Source organism: Nostoc sp. JL34, assembly GCF_017114945.1.
Taxonomy (GTDB): Bacteria; Cyanobacteriota; Cyanobacteriia; order Cyanobacteriales; family Nostocaceae; genus Nostoc.
Genome location: NZ_JABXKQ010000183.1, coordinates 73,463 through 88,459 on the forward strand (window position 1 = coordinate 73,463; position 14,997 = coordinate 88,459).

General features: G+C 41.6%; 11 protein-coding genes. 5 read left to right on the forward strand and 6 right to left on the reverse strand.

The annotated features are described in order from the left end of the window. The first annotated feature begins 102 nt into the window (after positions 1-102). On the forward strand, positions 103-3,414 hold the full coding sequence (gene dpdE, locus HWQ44_RS33155) for a protein DpdE (protein ID WP_292726674.1): 3,312 nt from the start codon (positions 103-105) through the stop codon (positions 3,412-3,414). Positions 3,415-3,769: 355 nt separating this feature from the next. On the opposite strand, the gene HWQ44_RS33160 is transcribed toward dpdE, so the two are convergent. Beyond that, positions 3,770-5,293: a SulP family inorganic anion transporter gene (locus HWQ44_RS33160; RefSeq protein ID WP_292726676.1), complete on the reverse strand. Its 1,524-nt coding sequence runs from the start codon at positions 5,291-5,293 to the stop codon at positions 3,770-3,772. Positions 5,294-5,762: 469 nt separating this feature from the next. After that, a complete protein-coding gene (locus tag HWQ44_RS33165; protein WP_292726678.1) occupies positions 5,763-7,253 on the reverse strand; it encodes an ABC transporter permease subunit in 1,491 nt (496 codons plus the stop codon). A gap of 79 nt (positions 7,254-7,332) precedes the next feature. Between HWQ44_RS33165 and HWQ44_RS33170 the strand changes: the two genes are divergently transcribed. After that, entirely contained in the window at positions 7,333-8,094 is a 762-nt protein-coding gene (locus HWQ44_RS33170; protein WP_292726680.1) for an amino acid ABC transporter ATP-binding protein, read from the forward strand. A gap of 39 nt (positions 8,095-8,133) precedes the next feature. On the opposite strand, the gene HWQ44_RS33175 is transcribed toward HWQ44_RS33170, so the two are convergent. Both HWQ44_RS33175 and lipB read right to left on the reverse strand, forming a co-directional pair. Next, positions 8,134-8,334 carry a hypothetical protein gene (locus HWQ44_RS33175; protein WP_292726681.1) on the reverse strand — a complete coding sequence of 67 codons (201 nt, stop codon included), beginning with the start codon at positions 8,332-8,334 and terminating at the stop codon, positions 8,134-8,136. A gap of 183 nt (positions 8,335-8,517) precedes the next feature. Then, positions 8,518-9,198: a lipoyl(octanoyl) transferase LipB gene (gene lipB, locus HWQ44_RS33180; RefSeq protein WP_292726683.1), complete on the reverse strand. Its 681-nt coding sequence runs from the start codon at positions 9,196-9,198 to the stop codon at positions 8,518-8,520. A 631-nt stretch (positions 9,199-9,829) separates the two neighbouring features. Here lipB and raiA point away from each other — a divergent pair. Further along, positions 9,830-10,474 (forward strand): ribosome-associated translation inhibitor RaiA, encoded by a 645-nt coding sequence (gene raiA, locus HWQ44_RS33185; protein ID WP_292726685.1) that lies wholly within the window; start codon positions 9,830-9,832, stop codon positions 10,472-10,474. Between the two features lie 83 nt (positions 10,475-10,557). Here raiA and HWQ44_RS33190 read toward each other — a convergent pair whose 3' ends face one another. Beyond that, positions 10,558-11,016 (reverse strand): peroxiredoxin, encoded by a 459-nt coding sequence (locus HWQ44_RS33190; protein ID WP_292726686.1) that lies wholly within the window; start codon positions 11,014-11,016, stop codon positions 10,558-10,560. 118 nt (positions 11,017-11,134) lie between these two features. Between HWQ44_RS33190 and HWQ44_RS33195 the strand changes: the two genes are divergently transcribed. Together HWQ44_RS33195 and HWQ44_RS33200 are read left to right on the forward strand one after the other, a co-directional pair. Beyond that, on the forward strand, positions 11,135-12,262 hold the full coding sequence (locus tag HWQ44_RS33195; RefSeq protein WP_292726688.1) for an acyltransferase family protein: 1,128 nt from the start codon (positions 11,135-11,137) through the stop codon (positions 12,260-12,262). A gap of 265 nt (positions 12,263-12,527) precedes the next feature. Further along, complete coding sequence (locus HWQ44_RS33200) at positions 12,528-13,232, forward strand: CAP domain-containing protein (RefSeq protein WP_292726690.1); 705 nt, start codon at positions 12,528-12,530, stop codon at positions 13,230-13,232. Between the two features lie 210 nt (positions 13,233-13,442). Here the strand turns inward: HWQ44_RS33200 and HWQ44_RS33205 are convergent, their stop codons facing one another. Continuing rightward, positions 13,443-14,825, reverse strand: coding sequence for a carotenoid oxygenase family protein (locus HWQ44_RS33205; RefSeq protein WP_292726692.1), 1,383 nt, complete (start codon positions 14,823-14,825; stop codon positions 13,443-13,445). Between the last annotated feature and the right edge of the window lie 172 nt (positions 14,826-14,997).

Genomic DNA, 14,997 nt, shown 5'->3' on the forward strand with positions numbered 1-14,997 from the left:
CAAAAACTGTAATACTCTATAATGTTGATCGACAAAACTGCCAGATATAGGTGAAAAAACTAGTCTGGAAGGTTATTTTAGTGTGTTCAGGGGACTGGATCTATGATTAAGCTTGGTTTATTGGTACAGTCCCAGAATAACTATTTGGGTATCGGAAAAGTTACCGAAATATCTGATGGTAATGCGAACGTTGAGTATTTCTGCTCTATAGGGCAACGTCTTCAAAAAACTTTACCTTTAAATTCGCTCTCTCCGGTCAGGCTTGAACCCCAAGCTAGATGCTATATTAAGTCCCAAACTCAGGATAAATGGATAGTTGGCAGAGTTTTTATTTGGGATGAAGATACAGAAATGTATCAAATTGATTTACCAGATAAAAAAACTGCGATCGCTACTGAAGAAGACATTTACGTTCGTTGCAATTTACCCAACACTGACCCCATCGAAACTCTGGCGATGAAGGGTCACGAAACGCCCTACTTCCATGACAAAAGACTGGCTTTCGTGAAATCCTTGATTCAGCAACGCGCTGTGAGTCGCGGGATGACGGGACTGATTTCGGCAAATATTAATCTTTATCCTCACCAAGTTGAAGTAGTCAGGCGGGTACTGGAAGACCCAATTCAACGCTACTTGCTAGCAGACGAGGTGGGACTAGGTAAAACCATTGAAGCGGGTGCGATTCTGCGTCAATTCCTCCTTGATGAACCGAAAAGAAATGCGGTGGTATTAGTTCCGCAATATTTGCTCAAACAATGGCGGACTGAGTTAGAAAACAAGTTTTACATCTCCCATTTTGGCAAACGGGTAGCAGTACTGGCGGTTGAAGATATTCATAAAATCAACCTGAAAGCAAAGATAGGCTGCTTAATTTTAGATGAAGCTCATCATATTGCGGCAATGGCGACCTCTAAGGATGCAACAGTGCGTCAACGGTTTGAGACTTGCAAAGAACTTGCTCATAAAAGCGATCGCTTACTTTTATTATCTGCCACTCCGGTTCTCAATCACGAGCAAGATTTTCTGGCCATGTTGCACTTGCTCGACCCGACAACCTATAAACTGGGTGATTTAGCAGGTTTCCGCACCAAAGTTGAAAGCCGTCAGCAAATTGGTAAACTTCTCCTTTCTTTTAAAGAAGGTGCAGAACCTCTGGTTCTCAAAAGCAACTTGCAGCAATTGCGAAAGCTCTTGGCTGAGGATGAGTATTTACTGAAGCTAGCGGATGATTTAGAAAATTGTTTACAAGCAAATTCTCCTGAGCAAGAGCAAATCGTCCAAGCGATTCGCGTCCACGTCAGCGATATCTATCGACTACACCGGCGAATGCTTCGCAACCGTCGCGCTGCGGTAGAAGATGTGATATTTGACCGCAACTTTACGCCGAAAGAAGAGTATGATTTAGACGAGCGATCGCTTGATATTCACGAACTCTTCAATCAATGGCGGAGTGTTGCTCCTAGTGAAAAGCAATATCAGCGAATTTTTCTACTGTTATTTCTCGCTGCTGGGACTTGGTTAGGGATTTTAGAGCAGGTAATTACCGCCCGGTTAACTGGTAAACCTCATGCTAAACTCATCCAGGAGTTTAAAGAAGATGATGTTCGCCTATTAACTACAACCCCCAAATTCTCAGGAGAAGAAGAGATTCTGCAATCCTTACTAAAAATTGTTCGTCAACCTCAAGAGGACGGACAACGAACGGAAAATCTGAAAACAGTGCTGCTGAATCAGCTAGGTACTTATTTCAAAATTCCCACAAACGTTCGGAAGAATCAAAAAGAATTCATCACGAGAATACAGCAGAGAATCAAGAGACCAATTACTGGGGATATTCTGCCCAAATTTATTGTATTTACCAGTTTTGTGCAAACTTGTGGCGAAATTGTCCGTTATTTATCTGATACCTTTGGTGCAGAGACAATAGCCAGCCATCAATTTGGAGAATCACCAGACAAGGTTGAGGAAGGCTTAAATAGGTTTAAAGATAACCCAAACTGCTTTATTTTAGTATGCGATCGCTCTGGAGAAGAAGGACGTAACCTCCAGTTTGCCGATTGGTTAATTCATTTTGATCTTCCTTGGTCGCCTAATCAATTAGAGCAGAGAATTGGTAGACTTGACCGTATTGGCAGCAAAATTGGCATCCAATCTAGTGCCTTGATTGGCCCCTACTTGGAAGATAGCCCTCACAATGCTTGGTATAAAGTATTAAAAGATGGGTTTGGTATTTTCCAACAATCAATTGCCAGTCTCCAGTTTTATGTCGATGAGAAACTTGCAGAATTAGAAACAGTTTTGTTTCAATCAGGTGCGGCTGGATTGTTAGAGATAGTTTCGCCAATTCAAGAGCAAATTGAAGCGGAAATAGCCAAAATTAGCGAACAGAATGCTCTAGATGAAATTGACGCGAACGATGAAATTGCTACTGAGTATTTTCAAGAGCTAGATAATTACGATGCTCGTCATCTAGAAATGAAACGAGCAATTGAAGGCTGGATTTGCGACGCACTGGGATTCAGAGGACTGAATAACCCAGATTCATCAGAGATGCGACGTTATCAACCAACAACGCGGACATTGGTTCCGATAAATGATTTAAAAAACCGTTTTGCTGAGAGTTCTCTAGACCAATTTGGTACTTATAATCGCAGGGTAGCAAATCAGAATGCTGGTGTTAAACTCTTTCGAGTTGGGGAAGGATTTGTCGAAGCACTCTTGAACTATGTAAACTGGGATGACCGAGGTGAAGCCTTTGCAATGTGGCGCACTGATGCATCTTGGGACGCGAAAGAAGGGAAGGAATGGTTCGGTTTTCAATGCAATTATGTAGTCGAGGCAAACCTAAGAATTGCCAAACAAGTTTTACTAGATAACAAACTAGATAATTCTCAATTCAAAAACTTGCAGCGACGTGTTGATGCTTTATTTCCACCAATTATAGAAACTATCTATGTTGATGGTCGCAAAGAGCCAATCCGGGTTGTTGAGGATAAAGCGCTCTTAAGTATCCTGCAACGTCCATATAAAGATAAAAACAATAATCAAGGACGAGATTACAATCTGGCAAAAGAGCGCTTAGGAATTATTGACGATTTTGTTGATCCTAGTAAATGGCAAAATTTTTGCTATGAAATGCGTAATACTTCTTCAGAATTACTTTCCAATCGTCCCGATTTTATTGAATTGTGCCAAAATTGTGCTAAGGTTGCCGAAAAGAAATTAGCCAATAGAGTAGAACAATTACGTCTACGTTTGAATCAGCAAAGTTGGGATAATGCATTGGCCGAAGAATTGAAGATAGAAACTGCTTTAAATGCAGCCATTTTAGAGGGAATTCGTCAGCCGCTTCTGAGACTTGATTCTGTGGGTTTTCTTGTCGTATCGGGGCGATCGCTTGTGCAATTTGAGTGATACTATGTGCGGTTAAATAGCCTTAGTAATATACTAACCCCGCCTACAAATATCAGTTAGGTGGGTTTTTTATGATCATATTCTCGTTCCCATACTCAGTATTAGGTCTGTATTTTAGGAAGCTCTACCTCCCAGAATCAAGTCAAAATATTCAGCTTATACAGTTATTGAAAACCAAACAAACGATGAACTTCTTTCTAAAAATAAATTGCGATCGCAGAAAATTGTCATATATTTGTGCTTGATTTAGGTGCAACTCGATCCAAATTCCCTATATAAAACCTATCTCAAACAAGCAATTCATAGGGCAGCATAGCCGTGCTACCCTACTGTGAGAAAAAATCTGGCTTGAATTCTACAGAGTAAATGGGTTGCGATTACGATCTATCAGACGATCCCATTGCATAGTTAAAGTGCTTCCCATTTTTTCCTGTTGTTTTGCCCACACCGATAGTAGGTCTAGGCAAGAGTGATCTATATAAGCCAAGTCTTGCATATAAACATGCAATTCACTTCCTGGAGGCACAAGGTCTAAAATGTTCGCCAATTTTGGTAGCCTCACAAATGTTGCCGCACCTTGTAAATAAATGTCTATTCGCTGATTGTTTTCGTGCTTAATAATTTGGATATTCAGCACGGACATTTTGTGAATTAGTAACATTCCTGTCAAAAGAATACCAATTAAAACACCTGTGATTAAGTCAGTAAAAACAATCCCTATTAAAGTGGCAAAAAATATCACCAGAGGAAAACGTCCATACTTCTTTAACTGGCGAATATGTTCTACTTCGATTAGTTTGTAACCAGTAACAACTAGAATTGCTGCCAGACTAGAGATGGGAATTATTTTGAGCAAGGTTGGGGCTGCAATTACTAAAATTAACAGCCATAGACCATGAAGCATCGTCGATAATCTAGTTTTAGCCCCAGCTTCTACGTTTACAGAACTGCGGGCAATCACTCCCGTCATGGGCAAAGCACCCAAGAAGCCACATATAATGTTGCCAATTCCTTGCGCCGTTAATTCGCGATCAAAATCGGTTCTTGGGCCAGTATGTAGTCGATCTACTGCTACCGCTGAAAGCAAACTTTCTGTACTAGCAATGAATGCAATCACGATCGCATCCAGCAAAATTGATGCCTGAATTAAGCGTGGTAAGCTGGCAGGTGTTGGTAATTGAATTGCTTGTGCCAGATTTGCAGGTACATCAACATACTGAATCGGTAATCGATACACTGTAGCAATGACGGTGGCAATTACAACGCCGATAAGCGCACCAGGGATCAACTTTAAACTCCTGGGTTTAAATTTTTCCCATAGCAGAAGACTGATAATAGTTGTTACACCTATTAATGCTGCAACGTGATGAACGCTACCATCAATAGGGAAGAAAGCTTTGTAAATGGTGCTGGGAATAGAAATTAGATTCTCAATGCCGTGTATACGCGGTTGATCGTCTAACATGACATGAAATTGGGAAGCGAGGATTAATATCCCAATACCTGCAAGCATTCCATAGATAACAGCTGGTGACATGGCGCGAAACAGCTGGCCAAGTTTAAATATACCTGCGAGTAATTGGATTAAACCCGCTAGCAGCAGAATTGGCCCAACCATTTCAATGCCATATTCTTTAACTATTTCTGCAACAATCACCGCAAGCCCAGCAGCTGGGCCACTGACTAACAAAGGAGAACCGGAAACAGCACCAACAATAATTCCGCCTACTATTCCTGTAACTAAGCCGCGAGATGGTGGAAGTCCCGAAGCGATCGCAATACCCATGCAAAGAGGGAGGGCGACAAGAAATACCACAAATGATGCTGGCACTTCACTAGTAAATGAGGATTTGTCTATGATTGCTTTCAAATTTCTCATTTGCTTCTCCTCCAATGAAAAGTTTTTAATTTTTGGCTGGCAAACTGAACCATTACAATGCAGCGGATACTAGGTTTGCATTGTAACTGTTCTAACATATTTACTGAGTTATAATTACAGCATGATTGTACTGATATATTCAGCCCTCAAATAGCAAGCACGAAATCATTAAGTTAAATTTACTTACAACTATAGCTACTATTTACATTTCTTAATGTTTACAAACCTATGATAACAATATGGTTATCTGATTGATATTACATAACTTTTTTATTAGATTCGTAGTAACTTATTAATTTAAATTGAACAATGACTTATAGTTACTCGGAAAAAGGTATAATATATCCCCCTATAGCTTGATTTTATCTTAGGGTTCTTAACCCCCAACTGCTACCTATCCCAAAAAATCAGTTTTCCAAGGTATTGATTATCATTCTCTAGATTTTGAGAACTTATTTTTGAAAGTCTCTTAGCGCTTGATAGGATTCATCCAAGCTTCTAATCGGCTAAATGCTTGAGAAGAAAGTAACGTCAAACATAAATAAACCACCGCTATACCTGCATAAATCTCAAAGGCGCGATAGTTGTCAGCAACAATTAACTGTCCTTTACGTAGTAATTCTTCAAACCCAATCACAGAAACTAAGCTAGTATCTTTCAATAAACTGATAAATTCATTACCCAAAGGTGGAATCATCCGCCGGAAAGCTTGGGGAAAAACTACATAACTCATGGTTTGCACAGAACTTAAACCTAATGATTGTGCAGCTTCAGATTGTCCTGGTTCAATTGATTGAATCCCCGCACGAACAACTTCTGCAATGTATGCAGCGCTATTTAAACTTAAAGCAATTACCCCAGCTACCAAGCGATCAAAAGTAAATGTAAAACCAAGTTCTTGCGAAATTGCTGGTAATCCAAAGTAAATCATATAAATTTGTACCAGCAAAGGCGTTCCCCGAAAAAAATCTACATACGCCCTCGCCAACCAACGCACAGGTGCAATATGAGAAAGGCGGACAATACCAATCAGTGAACCGCCAATTAAACCAAAGACTACAGAAAGGATCGTCAATTGCAACGTTACTAATGCACCTTGCAATAAACTTGGAAAAGCCTGCAAAATCACGCTAATTGAAGTAAATATTTTAGGTGCATTAGTGTTAGTTTGATTCTCAAATGGTGATTTAGCTGGTAGTGATGGCGCTTGGGCTTTAAACCATTTTTGGTAAATTTGGGAATAAGTGCCATTTTTTAACACTCCATCCAAACCATTATTTATTAATACCAAATTAGGCGAATTTTTAGCCGTAGCAATGCCGTAAAACTCCTCTGTCAGCAATTGCTGTACTACTTTAATTCCCTGAAGATTGCCTGTATTAATAGCATATAAAGTAACAGGTGCATCATTAATTACCGCATCCACATTACCATTGAGCAATTCTTGCAAGGCTAATGGTGCTGAATCAAAGCTGCGAATTTGTACCCCAGGAATACTCTTAGCCTTTGCAGCCCCAGTTGTACCAATTTGTACCGCAATTTTTTTATTTTTGAGACTGTCAAAACCAGTAATATCTTGATTGTCTGCGCGAATTGCGATCGCTAATCCAGCCTTAAAATAAGGACGGGAAAAAGAAATAGTCTTTGCCCTCTCCTCTGTAATTGTGATCGAACTAATGGCCACATCTACCGTTTTGGCTTGTAAAGCAGGGATAATGCCATCAAAAGGCAGACTTTGAAAATTCACTTTAAAGTTAGCAGCAATAGCTACTGCATTCATCAAATCAATTGAAAAACCCTGCAACTCACCACCTTGTTTTTGAAACTCAAAAGGTGGAAATGCCGGTTCTGTAGCAACCCGCAGAGTTTTCCCCGCGCTAGGGTTCACAGCACAGCCAGCCAGTAACAAACAGCTAAAACCGACAACCATGCACCAGCGTACAAAACCAAATTTAACCATATTATTTTCTTTCCCCTCTGCGCTCTCTGCGGTTCGTTAAAAACCTTACAATCAACTGTAGAGCAGCTTGACATAAGTAATGAACAATACCATCCCCGCCATTATTTTTGACAATATCGAAAAAAACTTTGGTTCCCTGAAAGTTCTCAAAGGAATCACCGGCGAAATCAACCGGGGAGAAGTCATTGCAATTATCGGTTCCTCCGGCTGTGGTAAAAGTACCCTACTACGCTGCTTTAATCGCCTAGAAACCATTGACAAAGGGCGTTTAATCATCAACGGGATCAACTTATCCCGACCCACTGTCAACTATAGCCAACTGCGGCAACTCCGAACACAAGTAGGCATGGTTTTTCAACAGTTCAACCTGTTTCCCCATCTCAGTGTCCTGGAAAATATGACACTCGCCCCTCGTAAAGTCTTGGGTAAAACACCAAAAGAAAGCGCCCAACTAGCGAGATTATATTTAGAAAAAGTTGGCTTATCTGACAAAGCTTCTGCTTATCCCGAACAACTTTCTGGCGGACAAAAGCAACGAGTCGCGATCGCCCGTAGCTTATGTATGAATCCCCAAATTATGCTATTTGACGAACCAACCAGCGCCCTAGATCCTGAACTCGTTGGCGAAGTTCTGCAAGTGATGCAACAATTAGCCGCAGAAGGGATGACAATGGTGGTTGTCACCCATGAAATGCAATTTGCAAAAGAAGTAGCCCATCAAGTGATATTTTTAGACCAAGGTATTGTGACAGAACAAGGCCCAGCCTATGAAGTGCTGACCAATCCCCAAAGCGATCGCTTACGTATTTTCCTCAGTCGCCTTAAAATAATTCGTAATTAAAGACTTCCTTCAAACTCCTCACTCACTACTCAGCACTACTTAAAGGTACTCACGCAAGAAATCAAAGGGATCATCTTCCCAACAAGGTTCAGGTATCAGCCAAAATAAACTACCACTGATGTCGGCTTCAATTTCATCACCATCGTCTCTATCAAATAGTTCTATCAAAGCTGTCCAGTCACGTTCTCTCAGAGACGTTAACGATGAGGCATATACCTGGAGATTATTTGAGTAATTCACGCGCAAAGTTGTGCTTGACAGCCGTAAAAAGTTAGTATAAAAACTTGTAAATAATCAGATTTTAGCTTTGACAACCGCAGTTAAATAGTTATTTTGATACTATTAAATATGGACTCATCTCATAAGTGTCTCACAATTTAAATAGGACTGCTATAGTATTTATTACATAATTACAAGCTGAATTTACTCAGACTGGAAAAATCCTTCCGGCTGAGATTCGACTAATTCCACGTCAAAGACTTCCGCAAAATATTGCGCTATGTAAAAACGCACTTCTTGGCAGGTGATACCTGGAATCCATTCGGCTAAACTGCCTACAGGTTTATCAGAAATACCGCAGGGTACAATGCGCTCAAAGCCTGTCATATCTGGACAAACATTTAATGCAAAACCGTGCATGGTAATCCAACGGCTGACTTTAATCCCAATAGCCGCAACTTTGCGCCCTTGTAACCAAACGCCAGTAAAAGCTGGTATTCTTTCTCCCTGCAACCCATAAACTGCCAATACGCGAATTATTACTTCCTCAAGTTGCCGTAAGTACCAATGGAGGTCTTTACGATAACGTTGTAGATTTAAAATTGGATATCCCACCAGTTGACCGGGACAATGGTAAGTAACCTCACCGCCTCGTTCCACTCGATGCACATCATACTGACCTTTGTCAATCTCAAATTTGATGAAATCTGAGTTCGATCCTTGCCCCAGAGTGTAGACAGGAGGATGTTCTAGCAAAATTAACACGTCATCTAGACTGGGGTCATGGATGCGCTCAGTGAGGAGCGATCGCTGCCATCCATGAGCCTCTAAGTAAGGTATTAATTCTTGGTTATACAACAAACAACGGTTTTTGTGTGGTTTCATACTACAGATAATGCCAAAAATCAACTGTATTAAGGACGAAATATATTTCAAGTTAGAGGATTGGAGTCAATAAATGTTAAGCTTTACAAAGGATTTTAAAGGAAAGTCAAGGGAACCTGCATTAGAAAATACAAAGTGCTAGGTTGAATATTAACCTCAATAGGTTTTAGGAGGAATTCTCTGCAATAAGCATCATGCCAAGACGATAAAGACGAATGCATTGGCTGATGACTCTTATAACATTGCTTGCATCTCAAACAGAATCAAACTTCCAGCAAGACTTGTATTATTGAACACTAGAAAGCAAACTTCAACCGAACACAGAAGGAGCAACTATCAACAGTTCTGTAAACCTTGCTTTAGATAAGAAGGTAGTCACGGCAGCTACCATTCAGATTGCCTTACCCAAGAATTTTAAGTGGATATCCAATTGGATACCAGCGCAGAGATGAGGAGGTAAACAAGGTTATACTTGAGAAAAACTCAGATGTAGTAAGCTTAGAGATAGCTTACTAGCAGTACATACAATATAGTTCACAATTTGTTTTGGCGGGAGTAATAGACCTTACCGCAACTTCTTTTCATACAAAGCAAATTCACACATCCAAATATTTCAGCGGGAGAGTATTACATGAAGCTTGTCATCCACGGCAAAAATATTGAAATCACCGATGCGATTCGTGAGTATGTACATCAAAAGATTGAAAAAGCAGTTAGTCACTTTCAGAGCATTACAAATGAAGTGGATGTGCATCTTAGCGTCGCCCGGAATCCCCGAATTAATCCAAGACAAGCGGCTGAAGTAACTATTTATGCTAATGGTAGCGTTATTCGTGCCGAGGAAAGCAGCGAAAGCCTCTATGCCAGTATTGACTTAGTTGCAGATAAAATTGCCCGTCAACTGCGGAAATATAAAGAACGGCGTCAAGATCAGAAAACTCATGCCCTACCAACAGAAGTAGTTGTTGCAGAGACGGTAGTCACAGATTTAATTGGCGATCGCACTCCTGAATTGCCCAACGAAGTTGTCCGCACTAAATATTTTTCCATGCCGCCGATGACCCTTGCAGAAGCCCTGGAACAACTGCAACTTGTGGGACACGACTTTTATATGTTCCACAATTCTGAAACTGGAGAGATTAATGTAATTTACGAACGTAACCACGGCGGTTATGGTGTAATTCATCCCCGCAATGGTAACGGCCATACTAACGGCAAGAATGGCAAGTCAAGCCACGCTAATATTGCCATGCCGGAAAAGTCGCATTCTAAATAGGGAATGGGGCATGGGGCACGGGGAATGGGGAATGGGTGGATAAGGGAGAAATAACCAATGCCCAATGCCCAATGCCCATTTCCCTATTTTGCAATCTGTTGCAAAGTTTTCAGCGCTTCCTCAACGTGACCTTTAAAGTTAAACATTGAATCAAACACGTATTGCACAACTCCCTGTTGGTTAATGACGTAAGTAACGCGACCAGGGAATAAGCCAAAGGCTGCTGTTGCGCCATATAGCTTTCGCACTTGGTCGCCTTTGTCGGTTAACAGAGTAAAAGGTAGATTGTATTTCGCAGCAAATCGCTGGTGAGATTCGCTGGAGTCAGCACTCACACCGACAACTTCAGCGCCAGCGGTTTTAAACACTTCATACTGATCGCGAAAGGCGCAAGATTCAGCCGTACATCCGGGTGTGTCGTCTTTGGGATAAAAATATAGGACAACAGCTTTTTTATCGCGAAAATCTTGGAGGCTAACTGTTGAGCCGTTTTGAGCAGGGAGAGTGAAATTAGGAGCAGTATCTCCGACTTTAATTGCCATAGCGAGTAGTGGTAATGACTTAACAAAATTTTACCTTGTATCCAAGTTTATAAATTTTGCTTGATTACCTGCATCAAGCGGGGTAGCTTAGATACTCATCTAACACAAAATTCCGCTTATGCGCCTAACTTCACTGGATGTTTTTCGCGGCATTACCATCGCTGCAATGATTCTCGTCAACATGGCGGGTGTCACAGATGATATATATCCTCCCTTAGCCCACGCCAATTGGCACGGCTGCACACCAACTGACTTGGTATTTCCCTTCTTTCTCTTCATTGTTGGTGTGGCAATGACTTTCTCGCTGTCAAAGTACAGCGAAGGCAATAAACCAACCTCAGTTGTTTACTGGCGGATATTACGCCGCGCCGCGATTCTCTTTGCCTTGGGATTACTACTAAATGGCTTTTGGAATCAGGGTATTTGGACTTTTGATTTGAATAGTATCCGCATTATGGGAGTGTTACAGCGGATCAGCCTTACCTATCTGCTGACTTCCCTAGCTGTTCTCAACCTTCCGCGCAAAGGCCAATGGATACTAGCAGCAGTATTACTCATTGGCTACTGGCTAACGATGATGTATGTAGCAGTGCCAGAATATGGTGCGGGAGTTTTGACGCGAGAAGGTAATTTCGGTGCTTATGTTGATCGCCTGATTATTCCCAAAGCACATTTATACAAGGGTGATAGTTTCAACTTTATGGGAGATCCAGAAGGACTTTTCAGTACTATTCCCGCCATAGTAAGCGTCCTCGCTGGCTACTTCACTGGTCAATGGATACGCAGTCAACCTGTGCAGTCACGCACAAGTATCGGTTTAGGATTATTTGGAGTTGGTTGCTTAATTATCGGTTGGGCATGGGGGTGGACATTCCCCATTAATAAAAAGCTGTGGACAAGTTCTTATGTAGTATTTACAACAGGTTGGGCGTTACTATTGCTAGCAGCTTGTTATGAACTCATCGAAGTCCGGCTGATGCGTCGCTGGAGTAAACCTTTTGAAATTATGGGGTTAAATGCGATCGCTCTTTTCGTTGCATCGGTTTTGTTAATTAAAATTTTAGTCAAAACTACTATTGGCACTGGCAAAGACGCTCCCAGTACCTACAATTGGATTTACCAGAATTTTTTCGTATCTTGGGCGGGAGCGCTGAATGGTTCCCTGTTATTTGCCTTAGTCACCGTGTTGTTGTGGTGGGCTGTTGGTTTTCTGATGTATCGGCAACGCTGGTTTCTGAAAGTATAAAAAAGATTTTTGTTCTTATTTACGTTTTAGTGTTTGTAATGTTACAACAGGTGTTAAGTGAGAGATTTGTAACACTTTAGGAACAAAGGCAATCGCAACTTTATCAATATTATTGGCGCGTTAATCTGCGCTTTCTTTAGCGAACCCACTTAAGTCCTGATATTGTTTCTAACGGCAGAAGCGTCTACAGACTTATCTGTGCGTTTAAAATTCTTATTTCTTCTAATTCACTAAATTAATCCATAAAAAAATTGTGAGGTAATGAATGCGTCGCATGAAATTTTGGGTATTTTTGCCAATTGCCTTAATATTCGGCTGCTCAGATCAACTGTTTCAATCTAACCCGTCTGTAGCCAACTCTAACCCAGCAGTAGTTGAACAAACTAGTCCAACTTTATTAGCAAAAGCGAGTTACCTTTCACCGTTGGAACAACAGGTAATTGTTGAAACCAATAAGGTAAGAACAAATCCTAAAGCATACCTCCCCATTCTGGAAAACTATAGAAAGCGCTTTGAGGGGAACCGAGTCAAAATTTCTAATAATACTTATCTGCGAACTCAAGAAGGAGTCAAAGCAGTTGATGAAGCGATCGCATTTCTCAAATCAGCACGTCCTATAGGAGCGTTGAGTGCATCTAAGGGTATGTCTTTAGGAGCAAAAGACCATGTAAAAGACCAAGGCCCAAGAGGTGTTACAGGTCATGATGGTAGCGATGGTAGCAACCCATTTACTCGCATCAACCGTTATGGTACATGGCAAACAACCGCAGGCGAAAATATCAGTTATGGTCCAAACAGCGCTCAAGATATTGTTATGCAGTTAATTATTGATGATGGTGTGCGCGATCGCGGCCATCGAAAAAACATTTTTAATGGTGCTTTTAAAGTCTCTGGTGTTGCTTATGGAACTCACAAATCATATAGAACAATCTGCGTGATTGACTACGCTGGGGGGTATAGGGAAAAATAATTTGCGTGCGCGGGAGTTCAGATAAGCCCAAAATCCTGATGTAGAGACGCGATTTATCGCGTCTTGAAAGACCAATTATCTACACCAATAACCCTGCGATTAGAAATCGCGGTTACACAAGCCAAGTCCGCATACGCTGACTCAAAGAATTTGAAACCCACCTAAGCGAGTTTTGTCTGTGTAAACACGGTTTCTAACTACCCATTGAGCTTATTCCCCAGCAAACCAAGCACCATGAAACCCATAAGGCACTCGTTGGGGAATTATCACCCGCGCTACAGGTTTAGCTGTTACATCTTGGGCATTCACCACTACTAATTCTGAAGTATTTGAATTCTCGTTGTGGACGAAAGTCATCAGCCAACCATCATCCTCAGCCGTTGCACCAGGACGCGGCGCAAACACAGTTTCACCGCTATAGCGCCCCTGCCCAAATTCATGTGTTTGGGATTTTCCACTGCTGAAGTCGTATTTGATGATACCGTCAAATAAAGGTACGGGACTGTTTGCCGCTTTGTTAGTGTAGCCATATCGGTTTTGTCGCCCCAATCGGTTTTCGTTGACGCGGGGAAATTCGGAAGCTACATCATCCAACATTTCTTCACGCACTGTCCCCGTGCTGAGGTTAAATCGCCAGCGATGCAAACGGGGAATATTTGCGTTTGGATCTGGTTGCGAATCATCAGAACTCAAAACAGTTGTAGAACTCATACGACAGGCAATTAGCACTACTTCGTCTCCCTCTTCGTAAGCGTTGAGGGTATGAAAGACGTAGCAAGCAGGACTTTCAAACCAGCGGATATTACTGTTGTCACCGTGACGTGGTACAATACCAAAGCGACTGGGGCGATCGCGCTCAAACATCATTATAGGTTCTCCCCGTTGCGATCGCTCTAGGTTAAAAGTCAGCGGCAAATCCATGAAAATGGTATAGTTTTCAGTGATGGCAAAATCGTGCATCATCACCCCTATTGACAGGTCAATTGGTAGTGTCCGCAACAGTTCGCCTTGTGCTGAGACCACACTATATTGCAGATACGGTGGCGCAAATAGAGAATAGCCAAAGAAGATCATTTCCCCTGTAACGGGGTCTACCTTGGGATGGGCTGTGAAGGCAGAAACTAGCTTGCCATTGTAAGTGTACTCGCCAATGGTTTCTAATTCAGGCAGTTTAATGGCGTGAGGTTTACCCCCCTCGTTCAGCGCCAACATCTGACCAGCGTGCCACACTAAAGCAGTATTGGCAGTATTTTTGTAGCGACCGTGGGGGTTATCCATTTGTGGTGGTTCTAACAACCCACTCCAGATAGCTTTACCTGCTTCTCGTTCTTTTTTCCATCCGAAAGTCTGGACGTAGCGGTTACGATAAGTGGCTATGCCATTGCTAATTTGCACACCATGCAACATCCCATCCCCATCAAACCAGTGATATTGACCGATTGGTGTCCATTGAGGGTTAGGGCCATTCCGCACAAACATCCCTGATAAATCAAGGGGTAATTCACCGATGACTGGCAATTTGTCGGTGGTGATTTCTTCATGGACTGGAGCAAAATTGCCATCTAGATAGGGATTGACTGCTATTGTTACCATTGTCTTGATTTCAGCGTACATTTGTACTGTACATTCGGGTTTGTCATTATGCCCACAAGGAAATTTTGAGAGCGTTGTAGAATTTTTGCAATCGGTCTACAAATTAAAATTTTTTCTCTTGCTTGCCAATCATCTTAACTGCAAGTACCTAAATTGATTTGCTCCAATCGAT